This window comes from Aureimonas sp. SK2 (assembly GCF_029813115.1).
GTDB lineage: Bacteria > Pseudomonadota > Alphaproteobacteria > Rhizobiales > Rhizobiaceae > Aureimonas.
The window spans coordinates 201,402-219,356 of record NZ_JAPZDS010000002.1 but is presented as its reverse complement, the minus strand read 5'-3'; the positions used below and the strand labels follow the sequence as shown (position 1 = coordinate 219,356).

Annotated in this window: 14 protein-coding genes; 6 read left to right on the top strand and 8 right to left on the bottom strand. The window is 69.3% G+C overall.

Features of this window, described 5'->3' with window-relative positions:
* Positions 1 to 58 precede the first annotated feature (58 nt).
* Together O5O54_RS03510 and O5O54_RS03505 are read left to right on the top strand one after the other, a co-directional pair.
* On the top strand, positions 59 to 583 hold the full coding sequence (locus O5O54_RS03510) for a cyclic nucleotide-binding domain-containing protein (protein ID WP_279478984.1): 525 nt from the start codon (positions 59 to 61) through the stop codon (positions 581 to 583).
* Between the two features lie 465 nt (positions 584 to 1,048).
* Positions 1,049 to 2,980, top strand: coding sequence for a methyl-accepting chemotaxis protein (locus O5O54_RS03505; RefSeq protein ID WP_279478983.1), 1,932 nt, complete (start codon positions 1,049 to 1,051; stop codon positions 2,978 to 2,980).
* Positions 2,981 to 3,066: 86 nt separating this feature from the next.
* Here the strand turns inward: O5O54_RS03505 and O5O54_RS03500 are convergent, their stop codons facing one another.
* Positions 3,067 to 3,870, bottom strand: a complete 804-nt coding sequence (locus O5O54_RS03500) for an exodeoxyribonuclease III (protein WP_279478982.1) — start codon at positions 3,868 to 3,870, stop codon at positions 3,067 to 3,069.
* A gap of 154 nt (positions 3,871 to 4,024) precedes the next feature.
* Here O5O54_RS03500 and O5O54_RS03495 point away from each other — a divergent pair, with 154 nt between their 5' ends.
* Entirely contained in the window at positions 4,025 to 4,903 is an 879-nt protein-coding gene (locus tag O5O54_RS03495; protein WP_279478981.1) for an alpha/beta hydrolase, read from the top strand.
* Positions 4,904 to 4,938: 35 nt separating this feature from the next.
* Here the strand turns inward: O5O54_RS03495 and O5O54_RS03490 are convergent, their stop codons facing one another.
* Together O5O54_RS03490 and O5O54_RS03485 are read right to left on the bottom strand one after the other, a co-directional pair.
* Complete coding sequence (locus tag O5O54_RS03490) at positions 4,939 to 5,580, bottom strand: outer-membrane lipoprotein carrier protein LolA (RefSeq protein WP_279478980.1); 642 nt, start codon at positions 5,578 to 5,580, stop codon at positions 4,939 to 4,941.
* 188 nt (positions 5,581 to 5,768) lie between these two features.
* Positions 5,769 to 8,966, bottom strand: a complete 3,198-nt coding sequence (locus O5O54_RS03485) for a DNA translocase FtsK 4TM domain-containing protein (RefSeq protein ID WP_279478979.1) — start codon at positions 8,964 to 8,966, stop codon at positions 5,769 to 5,771.
* A gap of 268 nt (positions 8,967 to 9,234) precedes the next feature.
* Between O5O54_RS03485 and O5O54_RS03480 the strand changes: the two genes are divergently transcribed.
* Positions 9,235 to 9,546, top strand: coding sequence for a GNAT family N-acetyltransferase (locus O5O54_RS03480; protein WP_279478978.1), 312 nt, complete (start codon positions 9,235 to 9,237; stop codon positions 9,544 to 9,546).
* Positions 9,547 to 9,553: 7 nt separating this feature from the next.
* Here the strand turns inward: O5O54_RS03480 and O5O54_RS03475 are convergent, their stop codons facing one another.
* Together O5O54_RS03475 and alr are read right to left on the bottom strand one after the other, a co-directional pair.
* Positions 9,554 to 10,804, bottom strand: a complete 1,251-nt coding sequence (locus O5O54_RS03475; RefSeq protein WP_279478977.1) for a D-amino acid dehydrogenase — start codon at positions 10,802 to 10,804, stop codon at positions 9,554 to 9,556.
* Positions 10,801 to 11,937, bottom strand: a complete 1,137-nt coding sequence (gene alr / locus O5O54_RS03470; protein WP_279478976.1) for an alanine racemase — start codon at positions 11,935 to 11,937, stop codon at positions 10,801 to 10,803. The genes O5O54_RS03475 and alr overlap by 4 nt, the downstream gene beginning before the upstream one ends.
* Positions 11,938 to 12,075: 138 nt before the next feature.
* Between alr and O5O54_RS03465 the strand changes: the two genes are divergently transcribed.
* Both O5O54_RS03465 and treS read left to right on the top strand, forming a co-directional pair.
* Positions 12,076 to 12,528: an Lrp/AsnC family transcriptional regulator gene (locus O5O54_RS03465; RefSeq protein ID WP_279478975.1), complete on the top strand. Its 453-nt coding sequence runs from the start codon at positions 12,076 to 12,078 to the stop codon at positions 12,526 to 12,528.
* Between the two features lie 106 nt (positions 12,529 to 12,634).
* Entirely contained in the window at positions 12,635 to 14,701 is a 2,067-nt protein-coding gene (treS, locus tag O5O54_RS03460; RefSeq protein WP_279478974.1) for a maltose alpha-D-glucosyltransferase, read from the top strand.
* Positions 14,702 to 14,719: 18 nt separating this feature from the next.
* Here the strand turns inward: treS and O5O54_RS03455 are convergent, their stop codons facing one another.
* The 3 genes from O5O54_RS03455 to O5O54_RS03445 all read right to left on the bottom strand — a co-directional run bounded on the left by O5O54_RS03455 (position 14,720) and on the right by O5O54_RS03445 (position 17,944).
* Entirely contained in the window at positions 14,720 to 15,901 is a 1,182-nt protein-coding gene (locus tag O5O54_RS03455) for a sensor histidine kinase (RefSeq protein ID WP_279478973.1), read from the bottom strand.
* 124 nt (positions 15,902 to 16,025) lie between these two features.
* Positions 16,026 to 17,054 (bottom strand): aldo/keto reductase, encoded by a 1,029-nt coding sequence (locus tag O5O54_RS03450; RefSeq protein WP_279478972.1) that lies wholly within the window; start codon positions 17,052 to 17,054, stop codon positions 16,026 to 16,028.
* A 56-nt stretch (positions 17,055 to 17,110) separates the two neighbouring features.
* Positions 17,111 to 17,944 (bottom strand): bifunctional allantoicase/(S)-ureidoglycine aminohydrolase, encoded by an 834-nt coding sequence (locus tag O5O54_RS03445; protein WP_279478971.1) that lies wholly within the window; start codon positions 17,942 to 17,944, stop codon positions 17,111 to 17,113.
* Positions 17,945 to 17,955 lie beyond the last annotated feature (11 nt).

The window sequence follows — 17,955 nt, the reverse complement described above, 5'->3', positions numbered from 1 at the left end:
TGTCGGATGCGGGCGCCCGCGCGTCCAGCATGGGGACGCATGGGGTGTATCGGTCGGAATGAGCCTGGAAAGCGACATGGAGCTTCTCGGCGGCGTCTCCTTGTTCCAGGACCTGACGCGCGACCAGTTACGGCTTCTGGCCTTCGGGGCGGAGCATAGGCACCTCAAGGCCGGCGAGATCCTGTTCCGGGCCGAGGCGCGGGCCGATGCCGGCTTCATCGTGGTGACGGGCGAGGTCAACCTCGTCGACGGCGAGGGGGATGCCCGGCGCATCGCCGACACGGTCGGCCCGGGCACGCTGCTCGGAGAGATCGCGCTGATGGCCGACACGCGCCGGCCGGTCACGGCGGTGACGGCCACCGACTGCGACTTCATCCGCATCTCGCGCCCGCTGTTCCGCCGCATGCTGCAGGAATATCCCGACATCGCCGCGACGCTCCACCGGCGCATCGCCGGCGAGCTCCAGGACATGACCGCCCGCATCCTCGCCCTGTCGGCCGTGTTCGACTACGACGACGAGGCGGACGAGACGGGACCGTCCGTCGAGACGGATGGTCGCCGGGACGCCGAACCACGGGACTGAGGATCGGGCGGCTTCCCTTCCTTCCCAGCCGTGCCCTTCAAGGGGCAAGGGCAAGGGCACGGGGCAAGAAGCGGCTTCATCTTCCCGAAAACACTCCGCATCTGACGGCGGACCGAACACTGGTCGACCTTCAAACGGAGATGCGCGGCTTTTCCGCTTCATCCGCGAGCAAAGATTATCGTCGGGGGCTTGATACGAACCCGAGCCTTCCCATTTCGGCCCATCGATTTCAGGGAGAAATGTCAGTTACAAATTCAAAGCAGCTCAGGACTACTGCACTCGACAGAGAAACAATACAAATCTCGTTCATGAGTTGCACCCTCTAACTGCAAGTTATGATTGCTACGACAAGGCGGAAATTTTTCTCGCGACCAGTTTTTACAATTTATTTTGATTTATTTCGCATCGTCGATGCTCAGTTTGCGCAAGGATACGACCTTGCGTCCAGCATTCGGATCCATCGAGATGAGACTTCTTCGCAATACGAGCGCGACCTCCAAGCTTGCAGTGTCTTCCCTCCTCGCCATCACGGTGGTGGCGGCCATGGTGGCCAACCAGAAATGGAGCGAAGGAGACATCCAGGAGGCGTCGCTTTCGGCCAACAACGAGCAGACCATCCTGAGCGGCATCATCTCGGCCAAGACCGCGATGAACGAAATGGCCGTCGCCCGCGGGGCCTTCCTGCAGGCCCGCTCGCCGAACGAGGTGGATGCGGTCCTGCGCGAGGCGAAGGCCAGCAGCGAGCAGGCCAAGGCCGATCTGGCGACACCCATCCGCATCGCCAAGCTTCCCGATGTCCTGATCGAGATCGACAGGAACCTCGGTCTTCTGACAGGCGAACTCGCGGCGACGGCAGCCGCCCGCTCCGCCGAGATCGCCGCAGGAACGGTCGCGACCACGCCCGTCTTTTCGGCGAACGCCTTGGACTTGCGGCAGCAGACGCAGGATGCGATCGACGAGGCGCTCGCCAACGCGAAACGTTTCACCGAGAGCGCCAAAGCGGAACTCGAACGCACCCTCCTGCGCGCCAGTCAGGTCGGGCTCGTCATGGGCCTTCTGGCCATCGCGATCGTCGTCGGCTCCGCACTCTTCCTGTTCGCGGCGCTCGCCCGCCCGTTGCGGGACCTGACCGCCGTTGTCGGACGCTTGGCCGAGGGCGACGTGACATCGGACATTCCCTTCATCGACCAGAAGGACGAGATCGGCGGCCTTGCCAAGGCCATGGCGGTGTTTCGCGACGGGCTTCGCGAGCGCCAGCGGCTGGAGGTCGAGGCGCGCCAGGCGCGCGACGAGCAGGCGGCGAGCCGGGACCGGCAGGCGGCGATCGACAGCGCCAAGGCGGAAGACCTTCGCATCTTCGTGCATGAGGTCGAGACGGCCTTCGGCCAGCTCGCGCTCGGCGACCTCACGGTCCGAATGGATGGCAAGGTCGCGGCCGAGTTCGAACCCATCCGCCTGCGCTTCAACGTGGCCGTGGGCTCGCTGGAGGAAGCCATCGGTTCGGTGGTCGGGTCGATCGGCTCGATCCAGGTGGGCCTCGAACAGATCACGGTGGCAGCGGGCGACCTGTCCCACCGCACCGAGCAGCAGGCCGCGAACCTCGAGGAGACCGTGGCGGCGCTCGGTCAGGTGACGCGCGGCATCAACGGGACGGCGGACCGCGCCGGCCAAGCGCAGGAGACGGCGACGACGGCCGTCAGGAACGCCGAGAAGGGGGGCGCCGTCGTGTCGCGCGCCGTGGAGGCGATGGCGGAGATCGAGCGCTCCTCCCAGCGCATCGGCAACATCATCGGCGTGATCGACGAGATCGCCTTCCAGACCAATCTCCTCGCCTTGAACGCCGGCGTCGAGGCCGCGCGGGCCGGCGAGGCGGGCCGTGGCTTCGCCGTGGTGGCGCAGGAGGTGCGCGGGCTCGCCCAGCGGTCGGCGGAAGCCGCGAAGGAGATCAAGGAACTGATCGCGGCCTCGGGCACAGAGGTGGAGCGCGGCGTCGAGCTCGTCTCTGCGTCCGGCCGCTCGCTGCAAGAGATCGTCGCGCAGGTCGATCAGATGAGTCATCTCGTCGGCGAGATCGCGAGTTCGGCGAAGGAGCAGGCGATCAGCCTCAGGGAAGTGTCGGTGGCCGCCGACCAGATGGACAAGGTGACCCAGCAGAACGCCGCCATGGTCGAAGAAACCACGGCCGCCGCGCAGTCCCTCAGCTCCAAGACCGCGGACCTTGCGCGCCTCACCGAGCGCTTCCGCACCTGGACCAAGCCGACCACCGGATGGAGCATCGGCGCGCCGGGGCAGCAGCGGTCGGGCGCCGCTTCGCCGAGGCCCGCGCCCGTCGAGCAGTTGCGGCACACCGGCCGGGGCGGCGCCGCCCCGACGCAGGACGCCTGGGACGAGTTCTGAGCGGACGACCGAAAACCACGAGGCCCGGCGGGGGACCGACACGGATCCGCCACCGGGCCTTTCTCGTGTTCGGGGCGAGACGCCTGTCAGATGTCGAGCGTCACCACCACCGGCACGTGGTCGGACGGCCGGTCCCAACCGCGCGCCTCGCGCAGCACGCGGGCCTCTTTCAGATGCGGTCCAAGGTCGGCCGAGCTCCAGATATGGTCGAGCCGCCGGCCCTTGTCGGCGGCGTCCCAGTCCTTCGCCCGGTAGCTCCACCAGGTGTAGAGCTTGCTGGGCAGCGGGATGTGCTGGCGCACGAGGTCGGTCCAGTTGCCTTCCGCGATCACCCGCTTCATGCCGTCGGTCTCGACCGGCGTGTGCGAGACGATCTTGAGAAGCTGCTTGTGCGACCAGACATCCTCCTCGAACGGCGCGATGTTGAGGTCGCCGACGAGGATGGCCGAGACGCCGGGCTCCGCGTCGGCCCGCATCAGGCGCATCTCCTCCAGGAAGTCGAGCTTGTGGCGGAACTTCGGGTTGATTTCCGGGTCCGGCTCGTCGCCGCCCGCCGGCACGTAGAGATTGTGGACGCGGATCTGCCGGTCGCCGACAGCCATGCGCACCGACAGGTGCCGCGCGTCGCCGATCGCGCAGAAGTCCTGGCGCACGAGGTCGGCGAAGGGGAGGCGCGAGATCGTGGCGACGCCGTGGTAGCCCTTCTGGCCGTGCAGCGCGACGTGCTCGTAGCCGAGCGCGCGGAACGCACCTTCAGGAAAGAGCTCGTTCGGGCACTTGGTTTCCTGGAGGCACAGGACGTCGGGGCTCTCGGCCTGGAGGAACGCCTCCACGATCGGCAGGCGCAGGCGCACCGAGTTGATGTTCCAGGTGGCGAGCGTGAAGGGCATGGCGCGTGTCCGTCGGCGGAAGGGTCGGCGCCTGTCTAGACCATCGCCGTGGCCGAAGGAAACGCTTCGGCGGCGCCCCGTCCCCACGCAACGCATCGCCCTCCCCCGCGTTCTGGCGGGGCGTCGCGGGGATCGCAGGGCAAGGGGACGGATCATGTTCGAGGGTTTCGAGACGCGCACCGTCTCCGGCGAGGGCGCCGAGATCTTCTGCCGCATCGCCGGCGACGGGCCGCCGCTCCTTCTCCTCCACGGCTATCCGCAGACCGGCGCCATGTGGGCCGGCATCGCCCCGCGCCTTGCCGAGCGCTTCCGCGTCGTGGTGCCCGACCTTCGCGGCTACGGCCAGTCCTCAGGCCCAGAATCCAAGGGCGGCGAGGGCTATTCCAAGCGGGTGATGGCGGCCGACATGGTGCGTGTGATGGCGACGCTCGGACACGAGCGCTTCCGCCTCGCCGGCCACGACCGGGGCGGGCGCGTCGCCTATCGCCTGGCCTTCGACCACAGCCAAGCCGTCGAGCGCCTGGCGCTTCTCGACATCATCCCGACGGTGGAGATGTGGGAGCGCATGGATGCCGCCGCCGCGCTCTCGACCTATCACTGGATGTTCCTCGCCCAAGCGAACCCGATGCCGGAGCGGCTGATCGGGGCGGACCCGGTCTTCTATCTCGACCACACGCTGGCGAGCTGGACGGCCAACCAGTCCACCGCGCCTTTCGCCCCCGAGGCGCTGGCCGAGTATCGCCGCTCCTTCTCGCGCGTCGACGCGATCCACGGCGCCTGCGAGGACTACCGTGCGGGCGCGACGATCGACCGGCGGCACGACGAGGAGACGCGGACCGCCGGCACGCGCATCGCCTGTCCGCTCCTGGCCCTCTGGGGCGCCAAGGGCACGCCGGCCAAGCACGGGGACATCCTGGAAATCTGGCGGACTTACGCCGACGACGTCTCCGGCCGCGCGATCGAGAGCGGCCATTTCCTGGTGGAGGAAGCGCCGGAGGAGACGCTGAAGGCTCTCCTCGACTTCATGGGCTGAGCGCTGCGGCCGCAAGGCCGCAGCGCCCGGCGCCTTCAGCGATTGCCGGTCTGGCCGCCGCGGATGTTGGCGTAGGGAATGTTGAAGAGGTCGTTGTCGACGGAGCCGCCCTCGACGACATTGTAGACCATGACGGTCGTGTCCTTGCCTTGCGCGTCGCGGATGGTCCACTGGCGCAGGTCCAGCGTCGAGGGGTCGAACATCATGGTGATGCGCGAATTGCCGAAGACCGACTTGTCGCCCATCACGATCGTGGTGAGGTCCGGCCCTTCCTTGACGCTCTGGATGTTGGCCCCGGACAGGTCGATGCGCTGGTCGAGGAGCAGCTTCAGCGGCGTCTTCGACAGGGGATAGAGGTCCCAGGTGTTGAGCTTGCGGTTGTTGACCGCGACCTGGGAGCCATCGGCTATCACTCGCACGGGCGAGCCGGAATAGTCGAAACGGATCTTGCCCGGCCGTTCCATGAAGAACGTGCCCTCGGTCTGGTTCCCGGCCGCGTCGAACTGGACAAAGTTGCCCTTCATCGTCTTCACGCCGGAGAAATGGTCGGCGACGCGCTGGGCGGCGGCTGCGCCTTGGGCGCTGGCGGGCAGCGACCCGGCCAGGAGGCCGAGCGCCAGGGCGCCGGCACCGAGCATTGTGCGAAGACGGGTCGTGGCACGACGGTTGGCGGTCATCAGGGTCCTCGTCTCGTTCTGGTCCCGGCCCGAAAAGGGCGGCCGGGCCGTTCCGTTCCTTCCAGGCCGGTTCTAGCGGAGGGCTCCGGCGGGATTGCGGCGTGGATGCATGGCGAAGAAAATGGGGCGGCGGGCGCCCTCGCGCAAACCGCCGCCCCTTCCGGTCCGTTCAAACCCGCCCGAGGCGGTCAGGCATTGTCCGTCGGCACCAGGATCTCGCGCTTGCCCGCGTGGTTGGCGGGGCCGACGATGCCCTCGCGCTCCATGCGCTCGATGATCGAGGCGGCGCGGTTGTAGCCGATCTGGAGGCGGCGCTGGACATAGGAGGTGGACGCCTTGCCGTCGCGCAGCACCACGGCCACCGCCTGGTCGTAGAGGTCGGCCGATTCCTCACCGCCGCCCGAGCCGCCGCCGCCGGCACCCGACGCCGCCGCACCGCCGTCCTCGTCCTCGTCCTCCAGGATCGCGTCGAGATATTCGGGCGTGCCTTGGGCCTTGAGGTGCTTCACGACCTCCTCGACCTCGGCATCGTCCACGAAGGGGCCGTGGACGCGCTGGATGCGCCCGCCGCCGGCCATGAACAGCATGTCACCCATGCCGAGAAGCTGCTCGGCGCCCTGCTCCTGGAGAATGGTGCGGCTGTCGATCTTGGACGTCACCTGGAAGGAGATACGGGTCGGGAAGTTCGCCTTGATCGTGCCGGTGATGACGTCGACCGAGGGGCGCTGCGTCGCCATGATGACGTGGATGCCGGCCGCGCGCGCCATCTGGGCGAGGCGCTGGACGGTCCCTTCGATGTCCTTGCCGGCGACCATCATGAGGTCGGCCATCTCGTCGATGATGACGACGATGTAGGGCAGCGGCGAAAGATCGAACTCCTCCGACTCGAAGATCGGCTCGCCGGTCTCGCGGTCGAAGCCCGTCTGCACCGTGCGCGAGATGGTCTCGCCGCGCTCGATGGCGGAAGATACGCGCGTGTTGAAGCCGTCGATGTTGCGCACGCCCACCTTCGACATCTTGCGGTAGCGGTCCTCCATCTCCTTGACCGTCCACTTCAGCGCCACGACGGCCTTCTTCGGATCGGTGACGACGGGGGCGAGGAGATGCGGAATGCCGTCGTAGATCGAAAGCTCCAGCATCTTCGGGTCGATCATGATCATGCGGCACTCGGCCGGGCTCATCCGGTAGAGGAGCGACAGGATCATGGTGTTGATCGAGACCGACTTGCCCGAGCCGGTGGTGCCGGCGACGAGAAGATGCGGCATCTTGGCGAGGTCGGCGATCACGGCCTCGCCGCCGATCGTCTTGCCGAGCGCCAGCGCAAGCTTGGCCTTGGCGCCCGCAAAGGTCTCCGACTGGATCATCTCGCGGAAATAGACGGTCTCGCGCTTGGCGTTGGGCAGTTCGATGCCGATGGCGTTCTTGCCGGGGATGACCGCGACGCGCGCGGCGATCGCCGACATCGAGCGGGCGATGTCGTCGGCGAGGCCGATGACGCGGCTCGACTTGATGCCGGGCGCGGGCTCCAGCTCGTAGAGCGTGACGACCGGACCGGGGCGCACCTCGATGATCTCGCCCTTCACGCCGAAGTCGTCGAGGACGCCTTCGAGAAGGCGCGCGTTCTCCTGGAGGATCTCCGGCGTCAGCGAATTGTCGCGGTTGCGGGGCTTGGGCGGCGACAGGAGCTCGATCGGCGGCAGTTCGAACTCGGCGTTGAGCGCGGCGTTGCCGAGCTCGGCGAGGCGCGCGCGCGACGACTGGGTCGAGACCGCGTCCGCCGCGGCCTGCGGCACGACGCGCGCAGGGCGCTCGAACATGGGTCCACGCGGCGCGGGCGCCGCCTGGGCGGGCGCGGCGGGGGCCATGCGCGGCTCAACGGGCGTGCGCGGCATGTCCGCTTCGGCCTTCGGAGCCCGCTTCAGGCCGGGAAAGGCGACGATGTTGTTGGCGATGAAGTCGCGCCAGCCGCCGCCTTCCTCCGGCGCCGCAGTGCGCTCGGCGGCGTCGAGGCGGGCGTCTTCCTCGTCCTCCATGGCGATCCGCTCTTCCAGCGACAGACGGCCGTCGTCGCCGAGATAGGGCGCGCGCCCGTCCACCTCGAAGGGCGCTTCGCCGTCGTGACCGAAGTCCGGCTGGCCATGGCGGTGGATGTCGTCGTAGCCGACGACGCCGCGGTCCTCTGGGGCGCCGGTCTCGAACAGGTCGTCGTCGCCCTCCTCGCCTTGCGGGACGATCGGGGCGGCGTGCCCGGCCGCGACGGCGGCGGCCGCCGCCTCCAGCGCGGCCTGGCGCTGCGTCAGCTTGTAGGTGCCGTTCCAGTCGGAGCGGCCGTGGCGCACGGTGGCGCGGCTCGTATCCACCGTGCGGCGAGCCGGCGCGGCGGGCTCGGGATCGACCGCAGGCACCGCCACGGACGGGGCGCGAGCGGCCGTGCGCGGGGCGGACGGGGCATCGGGTTCCGGCGCATAGGGCACTTCGTCCCAGGCGCGCTCGTCGGCCGCGTCCATCGGCTCGTCGAACTGCGGCTCGGCGAAGCGCGGCGGCTGGACGACTCGCACCTCGCGCCGGGCGGCGGGTGCGGCCTTGTCGTCGCGGAAACGGGCGGGCGGGGCCGGCGGCATCAGGGGCGCGTCGGCATCCCACTCGCGGTGGGAGAACGGATCCTCGCGGCGTCCGAGGGTCGGCACGGCCTGGCCGACGCGCGCGGCGGCCGAGCGCATGCGATAGGCCCAGTGGCTGGCGGCGCCCGCAAGCAGCGCCAGGCGGCTCTCGCCCTCGTCCTCGTCGGCCACGGGCGCGCCGCGCCGGGCGCTGAGGGCGACGACGGGCTCGGCCTGCGCGCCGAGAAGGCCGGCGCCGTTGAGGATGCACCAGAGGGCCGGCGCGGCGAAGAGCGCGGCGGCGACCCAGCTCCAGGCGCCGGACGGATAGGCGCCGGTGGCGAGCGCTGGCACCTTGAGAAGGAGATCGCCGACGATGCCGCCGAGGCCGATCGGCAGCGGCCAGCCGGCGGGCGCCTCCAGCGAGCCGAGCGCCGCGCTGGCCAGCGCGAGGCCTCCCAGCGCCCACCAGGCGCGCTGCCCGGCGCGGCCCGCCCGGCGACCGAGAAGGCAGAGGATGCCGCGGATCGCGAGCACCAGCGGCAGGAGCACGGCGGCGAGGCCGAACACCTGCATGGCGAGGTCGGCTGCGACCGCACCGCCGGCGCCCGCCATGTTGCGGACGGGGTTGTCGTTGGAATAGCTGAGCGAGGGGTCGTCCACCGCCCAGGTGGCGAAGGCGGTCGCCAGCCAGAGGGCGAGGCCCACGAGGCCGATCCCCAGTCCCAGGCGCGCCGGCCGTGCCATCGATCCCGTCCCCTCGTCCCGCGCCTCGATCGATGCCATGTCGCTGCCCTTCGCCTGCTGCCTGCCCGGACGGCGCCTGCCGCGCCGGCCGATCCCCGTCGGCCGGTCCTCGATCACCCTCGGACGCGCCCTCTCGGGCGGCGCCCCGGGGAGGGCCGGCTGTTTGCGGTCAAGGTAAAGAAACGGGGTTAAGGGTCGTTTAACCCTGCACGCGCCCCACCGCTTCGATGCTCGCATTCGCTTGATGGAACCCATGCGCGGGGCGCCGCGTCATTCGGGCGACCGTTGTCTGTCAAAGGAGGTCGACATGCAGATCGTTCATGAGGATCAGGGCCGCACCGGCATCTTCGCCACGGGCGAAGGCAAGGACCGCGCCGAGCTGACCTATGCGCCAGCCGGCATCCAGAACTCGCTGATCTTCGACCACACCTACGTGCCCGAGCACATGCGCGGCCAGGGCATCGCGGAAAAGCTGGTCGACCACGCCGTCGCCTTCGCGAGGGCGCAGGGCAAGACCGTGGTGCCGGCCTGCTCCTACGTGCGCGCCCTCTTCGACCGGCACCCCGAGCGCTACGGCGACATCCGCACGGAAGAGGAGAAGCCGGTCGGGCGGATCTGACGGGGCCTCAGCCGTAGCGCGCGACGGAGAGGTCGCGCGCGTCGATGTCGGGCGCCCTGCCCGACACGAGGTCGGCCAGAAGCCGGCCCGACCCCGAGCTCATGGTCCAGCCGAGCGTGCCGTGGCCGGTGTTGAGGAAGAGACCCTTCACCTCCGTCGGTCCGATCACGGGCGTCCCGTCCGGCGTCATCGGCCGGAGGCCCGACCAGAAGGTGGCGCGCTCGAGGTCACCGCCCGGGAAGAGGTCGGTGACGGAATGTTCCAGCGTCCGGCGGCGGCGCTCCGGCCGGTCGTTGGTGAAGCCCGAAATCTCCGCCATGCCGCCGACGCGGATGCGGTCGCCGAGGCGCGTGAGGGCGATCTTGTAGGTCTCGTCCATGACGGTCGATTCGGGCGCGCGCGCCTCGTCCACGATCGGGATGGTGAGCGAATAGCCCTTCACCGGATAGACCGGGAGCTTGATGCCGTGCGGGCGCACGAGCTGCGGCGAATAGGAGCCCATGGCCACGACCACCGCGTCGGCTCGGATCTCTCCCGCATCGGTTTCGACGCCGGTCGCCCGGCTGCCCTCGACCAGCAGCCGGCGTACCGTGCGGCCCCAGCGGAACGCGACCCCGCGCGCGGCCACGATCTCGGACAGGGCGTTGGCGAACTTGAAGCAATCGCCGGTCTCGTCCTGCGGGGTCTGGAGGCCGCCGACGATCTTGTCGCGGGCGTGCGCCAGCGCCGGCTCGGCGCGGATGCAGCCCTCGCGGTCGAGCACCTCGTAGGGAATGCCGTCGGCGGCGAGCGCCTTGACGTCCTTGGCCGAGGCGTCGAGCTGGGCCTGCGTGCGGAAGAGCTGCAGCGTGCCGAGCATGCGCTGGTCGTAGGCGATGTTGGTGTCGCGGCGCAGCTCGGCCAGCGACACGCGGCTGTAGTCCGACAGGCGCAGCATCCGGCTCTTGTTGCGCGCATAGGCGCCGGCCGTGCAGTTGGCCAGCATCCTGGCGAGCCAGGACAGCATGGCGCGGTCGAGCTGCGGGCGCAGGATGAGGGGCGCGTGCTCCATCATCAGCCACTTGACGGCCTTCTGCGGAATGCCGGGCGCCGCCCACGGGCTGCAATAGCCGAAGGACACCTCGCCCGCATTGGCGAAGCTCGTTTCCAGCGCCGGCCCCTCCTGCCGGTCCACCACGATCACCTCGTGACCGGCCTTCATGAGATACCAGGCGGAGGTGACGCCGATGATGCCGGCGCCGAGCACCACGACCTTCATGGCCGGTCTCCCTTGTTGGCGGACAGATAGCGGCGCTCGTAGCGATGGCCCAGCGCCGTCAGGATCTCGTAGGAGATGGTGCCGGCCGCCTCGGCCGCCGCGTCGAGGCTCGCCTCCGGGCCGATCAGGTCCACGAGGTCGCCGGGCGCCAGCGCCGCTTCGCCCGCCTCCACGATGATCGAATCCATCGACACGCGCCCGACGATGGGCAGGCGCCGGCCCTGAAAGGCGACGGCGCCCCGGTTCGAGGCGGAGCGCAGCCAGCCGTCGGCATAGCCGACGGAGAGCGTTGCGAGCCGCATCGGCCGGTCCGCGACCACCGAAAAGCCGTAGCCGATCCCCGCCCTCGCCGGCACCTCGCGCGTCTGGATGACGCGGGCCTCCAACCGCACCACCGGCTCCATCGGATTCGGCCGCACCGCGTTGGGCGCGCCGCCGTAGAGCGCGATGCCGGGGCGGGCGAGGTCGAAGCGGAAGCGGGCATCGAGAAAGAGGCCGGCCGAGTTGGCGAGCGAGCGGCGCGCCGCCGGTAGCCTTGCCGCGAGGGTTTCGAAGGCGGCGAGCTGCGCCGCGTTGGCCGGGTGGTCCGGTTCGTCGGCGCAGGCGAGATGGCTCATGACGAGCACGGTCTCGACGCCTGCGAGGCGCGCGGGGTCGGAGGCGAGCGCTTCGACCTCTTGCGGCGCGAGTCCGACGCGCGACATGCCCGAATCGACCTGGATCGCGGCGGGGAGCCTGCGGCCGAGCGACAGGCCGAGCGCGCTCCAGGCCGCGACCTGTTCCAGCGAGTTCAGGACGGGTCGGATGCCGCTTTCCGCGCATAGGCGCTCGTCGCCCGGCAGGAGACCGTTGAGGACGAAGAGTTCGGCCCCGTCCGGCAGGAGCGGACGCAGCGCCAGTGCCTCGGTCAGATGGGCGACGAAGAAGGTACGGCAGCCCGCTTCGAGGAGCGCCGGTGCGACCCTTTCCACGCCGAGCCCGTAGGCGTCCGCCTTGACGACGCCCGCGACCGCCGCGCCGCCGGCCTGCGCGACGAGCCGCCGGTAGTTGCGCTGGATCGCACCGAGATCCACCGTCAGGACGCCGCCGGAGGACCCGGTGGAGCCGGCCCGGTCGGCGGGCGAGAGAAGCATGGCGTTCATAACGGCCCCCGGTGCTTGATCCCGTCATGATGATCGAAGGATCGCCGAAGGAGATGCCGAAATTTCGGCATTTCTGCTATTTTGGACCTTCGTGCGAAATTTCCTGCAACGAAGCGCAATCTTCCACCCATGGACCGCATCGATCGCGCCCTGATCCGGGCACTTCGCCGCAACGCCCGCGCCACCAACGTGGCGCTGGCCGCCGAGGTCGGCCTGTCGCCGTCCGCCTGCCTGCGCCGCGTCCAGATGCTGGAGGAATCGGGTGCGATCCGGGGTTACACGGCGATCGTCGCCGGTACCGGGGGCGAGGACGCGCATGTCGTGATCGTGCGCATTACGCTGGAGCGGCAGACGGAGGACGTCCTCAACCGGTTCGAGGCGGAGGTGCTGAAGCATCCGGAGATCCGCGAATGCTACCTGATGACGGGCGCGGAGGACTATCTCCTGCGCGTCGAGGCCGAAGGGGCGGGCGACTACGAGCGCATCCACAAGGAGATCCTGTCGCGCCTGCCGGCGGTCTCGCGCATCAATTCGTCCTTCGCGATCCGGCGCGTCCTGTCCGAGACCGGAGGCCGGCGATAGGATTCGGGGCTGGCCCTGCCGCTCTTCGCCCTTAGATGGGGCACGCGGGGGACGGCGGCTTCGGCAGCCGCCCGTCCCCGAACGAGACGAGAAGGGCCAAGCGTTCATGAGCGCACCAGACACCGACACGGTCGAACAGATGGTCGAGGCCTCGATGCTGCATCAGGCGCGCCGCTTCGCCGAGGGCTACGGCGGCCAGGGCCGGTTCTGGCAGCGGCCCTATGCCGAAACGCGGCCGCGCGTCGCTTCGGCCGTGGCGCCCGTCTGGTTCACCGCCTATCCCGCCTCCATCGTCACGCGGCCGGGCCAGTCGGTCCTGGCGACGTTGGGCGACCAGCAGCTCTGGTCGGCGCTCTCCTCCATCGGCGTGCGCGGCATCCACACCGGACCGACCAAGCGTTCCGGCGGCTGGCGCGACGGCCAGTTCACGCCGACGATCGACGGAAATTTCGACCGGATCGGCTTCGACATCGATCCCTCCTTCGGCACGGCCGAGGAGTTCGTCGCCATCTCGCGCATGGCCGCCGCCCACAATTCGGTGGTGATCGACGACGTGATCCCCGCCCATACCGGCAAGGGCGCGGACTTCCGCCTCGCCGAGATGAACCACTCCACCTATCCCGGCCTCTACCACATGGTGGCGATCCCCGAGGAGGACTGGCCGCTGCTTCCCGAGGTACCGGAGGGGCGCGACGCGGTGAACCTATCGCCTTCGGCCGTGGATGCCTTGCGCGACAAGGGCCATATCGTCGGCCAGCTCCAGCGCGTCATCTTCTTCGAGCCGGGCGTCAAGGAGACCGACTGGAGCGCCACCGGCCCGGTGACGGGCGTCGATGGCGTGACGCGGCGCTGGGTCTATCTCCACTACTTCAAGGAAGGGCAGCCGAGCCTCAACTGGCTGGATCCGTCCTTTGCCGCCCAGCAGATGATCATCGGCGACGCGCTCCATTCGATCGACCAGATGGGCGCGCGGGGACTGCGCCTCGACGCCAACGGGTTTCTGGGCGTCGAGAAGCGCTTGGACGGGCCGGCCTGGTCGGAAAGCCACCCCCTGTCGGTGACCGGCAACGCCCTGCTCGCGGGCATGATCCGCAAGGCCGGCGGCTTCTCCTTCCAGGAGCTGAACCTGACGGTGGACGACATCGCCTCGATGTCGAAAGGCGGCGCGGATCTTTCCTACGACTTCATCACGCGGCCGGCCTACCAGCACGCGCTGCTGACCGGCGACACCGAATTCCTGCGCATGATGCTGCGCACCGTCCACGAGTTCGGCATCGACCCGGCCTCGCTGATCCACGCCCTTCAGAACCACGACGAGCTGACCACCGAGCTCGTCCATTTCTGGACCCTCCACTCGGAGGACATCTACACGTTCGGCGGCCAGACCTGGCAGGGCCGCACGCTGCGCACGCGCATCCGCGAGACCATGTACGAGAAGCTGTCGGGCACCAACGCGCCCTACAACCTGCGCTTCGTGACCAATGGCATCGCCTGCACCTCGGCCAGCGTCGTCACCGCGGCGCTCGGCATCACCGACCTCTCGGCCATCACGGACGAGGACAAGGCCGAGATCCAGCGGGGCCATCTCCTGATGGCCATGTACAACGCGTTCCAGCCCGGCATCTTCGCCCTGTCGGGCTGGGATCTCGTCGGCGCCCTGCCCCTGCCGCCGGAAGCCGTGTCGGACTACATGAAGGACGGCGACACGCGCTGGATCGAGCGCGGCGCCTACGACCTCATCGGCGTCAACCCGGAAGCGGCCGTTTCCGCCGAAGGGCTGCCCAAGGCGCGCGCGCTCTATGGGCCGATCAACGAACAGTTGTCCGATCCCGGCTCCTTCGCCTCGCAGCTCAAGCGGCTGCTCGCCGTGCGCGAGGCCTACGGCATCGCGGCGAGCCGCCAGACCCTGATCCCCGACGTCACCACCCCCGGCCTCCTCCTGATGGTGCACGAGCTGCCTGACGGGCGCGGAACCCAGGTCACCGCGCTCAACTTCGGCCGCGAGCCGGTGGACGAGACGGTGATCCTGCCGCATGTGCGCCCCGGCCCGGTCGTGGACATGATCGGCGAGACGGTGGAAGGCGACCTCACCGAGAACGGCGAGCTGCGCATCGTGCTCGACCCCTGGGAAGGCCTGTCGCTGCGCATCGTCGGCGCCCTGCCCGTTCTCTGACGGGCGGCGACCCCGTCGTCAGGAATTGGTGACGGGGTCGAAGGCGAGCAGGAACGAGGCGCCGCGCGGCACGCTCTCCACCGTCAGCTCGGCGTCGAGCTGGCGCACCAGGGAGAGGATGACGCGGATGCCGAAGCTCTTGCGCGCGGCTTCGAGGTCGAAGCTCTCGGGCAGGCCCTTGCCCGAGTCGCGCACGCGCACCATCGCGCGTTCGCCCTTCTGCCAGAGCGACACCTCGATCTGGCCCGGCTCTCCCTCGTCATAGGCGTATTTCACCGCGTTGGTGACGAGCTCGTTGACGATCAGCCCGACGGGGATCGCCTTGTCGGCGCTGACCACGACGGGGTCGGCGCGGCACTGGATCTCGAGCCCCGCCGTGGCGAAGCCGAGCTGCGAGCAGAGATCGTCGAGGAAGGTGGACAGGTCCACCTCCGTGACGCTCGCCCCCTTCCAGAGGTGGTCGTGGACGCGCGCGATGGTCATGATGCGCGCCTCGGCGTCCACCAGCGCGGCCTTGGCCTTGGGATCGCTCACCACGTTGGAGTTGACGCGCAGGAGGCCGCCGACGACGCCCAGGCTGTTCTTGACCCGGTGGTTCATCTCGCGCGTCAGCATGGCCTGCGTCTCCAGCGCCTCCTTGAGGTGCCGGTCGGTGTCCACCCGCTCGATGGCGGCGCCGAGGATCCGGGCGCAGCCCGACAGGAAATCGACGTCCGAGGCGTCGAAGTCGCCGGGGTCGGGACTGTCCACCTCCAGCACGCCATAGGCGCGCTGCTTGCGCCCGCCGCGGTCGATCAGGACGTTGACGGCGCGCCGGATGCCGTAGTCGGCCAGAAGCTTGGGCGTGCGGAAGCGCGTCTCGTCGGTCAGGTGGTTGGAAAGGACCGACTCGCCCGTGTGGAAGGCGAACCCGGCGGGCGATTCGAGGTCGGCGCCGAGCGTCGCCACGCCCACCTCGCCGGGACCCCAGCCCCAACCGCCGCGCATCAGGAGGTCGTTCGGCCCCGCGCGGTATTCGAGGATCTTGCAGTAGGGCGCCTCGAGGCCCCGCGCGCAGAGTTCCGTCGCCCCGGCGAACAGGGCGGGAATATCGGTGGTCTGGAGCGTGAGGCGGGCGAACTCGGCGAGCAGCTTCTGCTGCTTGAGACGATAGGCCAGCTCGTCGCGCCGCGGCTGGCCGGGCGCCCCTTCGATTTCCATGACGCTCTCCTCGGCCGCGGACGCGCGTCGCGTGCCGGCTCGGCTCCCCTTACCGCACGAACCGTGGCGAAACAGCGTCGGGCGCAAGACGCCCGGCCACTGTTGCAGCCGGGCATCGCTGTCGTCAGACGGCCGAGATCAGCCCCTTGTCCTCAAGGGTGGTCCAGAGCGCGTCCGGGATCGGCTGCTCGAACCATTCGACGTTCTGTCGGAGCTGCTCGGCCGACTTCACGCCGATCACGACATTGGCGGTCGCGGGATGGCGCATCGGGAACTGGATGGCCGCGGCCGGCAGGGGCACGCCGAAGCCCTCGCACACGGCACGAAGCGCGTCCGCCTTCTCGATGATCTCCGCCGGCGCATCGACATAGTTGAACTTCTTGCGGCCCGACGAGGAGGCGAGGATCCCGGAGTTGAAGACGCCGCCGACCACGAGGGCCACCTCGCGCTCCAGGGCTTTCGGCAGCAGCTCTTCCGTCGCCGACCCGTCCAGCATCGTGTAGCGGCCGGCGAGAAGGCAGACGTCGAGATCGGTCTCCTCCATCGCGTCGAGAATGGCCTGGTTTTCGTTGACGCCGAGGCCGAAGCCCGCGATCAGCCCCGCCGCGCGAAGCTCCTCGAGCGCCCGGAAGCCGCCGCCCTTCGTCAAGGCGCTCCAATGGTGCTCGTGCAGAGCGCCGTGGGTGACGCGGCCGATGTCGTGGACGAAGAGGATGTCGAGCTTCGACAGGCCCGTGCGCTGGCGGGAATCGTCGTAGGAGCGCAGGATCGCGTCGTAGGAATAGTCGAAGACCTCGCGAAACGAGAGGCCGTTGTTCCAGCCCGAATCGAACTCGTTCTTCGGGGGCGCGGGCGGCAGGATGCGGCCCGGCCGGTCGAAGCTCATCAGGCGCCCGACCTTGGTGGAGACGGCGAAGGAGGACGGGTCCTCCTCGCGCAGGAGTTCGCCGGTCAGGTGCTCGCAGCGCGTCAGGCCATACATCGGCGCGGTGTCGAAATAGCGGATGCCCGCATCCCACGCCGCCTGCATGGCGCCGCGCGCGTCGCCGAGCGAAACGGGCGTGTAGAGCCCGCCGAGCGGCGCCGTGCCCATGCCCAGCGCCGTCACTTCGATGCCGGCCCGCTTCAGGCGGCGCTTGGTCGATGCCTTCATTGTTGGTTCCCCCCTCGAAGGCGGCCCCCCGGCCGCCGGATGCCCAGAGACTGGCGTCAGCGCCAGCGCAGCTTCGGATGACGGTTGACGTCCTTGTAGAGCAGGTAGCGGAACGGCCCCGGCCCTCCGGCATAGCAGGCCTGCGGGCAGAAGGCGCGCAGCCACATGAAGTCGCCCGCCTCGACCTCCACCCAGGTCTGGTTCAAGAGATAGACGCCCTTGCCCTGCAGGACGTAGAGCCCGTGCTCCATCACGTGCGTCTCGGGAAAGGGAATGACGCCGCCCGGCTGGAGGGTCACGATGGTGACGTGCATGTCGTGGCGAAGGTCCGCCGGGTCGACGAAGCGCGTGGTCGCCCAGACGCCGCCGCAGTCCGGCATCACCGACGGGGCGACGGCCGCATCGCTGGAGAAGACCGGATCGGGAGCGTCGAGCCCCTCCACGGCCTCGTAGGCCTTGCGGATCCAGTGGAAGCGGGCGGGCGCGCCACCCCGGTTTCGCAGGGTCCAGGCCCGGCCGGCGGGCAGATAGGCGAAGCCGCCCACGGCCAGGACATGCTCGGCTCCTCCGAGCGTCACCACGGCCTCGCCTTCGGTCACGAAGAGCGCCCCTTGCGCGCCCGCGTCCGGCTCCGGCCGCTCGCTGCCGCCGCCGGGCTGCACCTCCATCACGTATTGCGAGAAGGTCTCGGCGAAGCCCGACAGCGGCCGGGCGATAATCCAGGCGCGGGTGCCCTCCCAGAACGGCAGGAGACTGGCCGTGATGTCGGACAGGGTGCCGCCGGGAATCACGGCATAGGCGTCGGTGAAGATCGCGTGCTGGGCGGTACGCTGCGTCTGCGGCGGCAGGCCGCCCTTGGCCGCGTGATAGGTGCGATCGAAGCCCGTCATGGTGTCCCCTC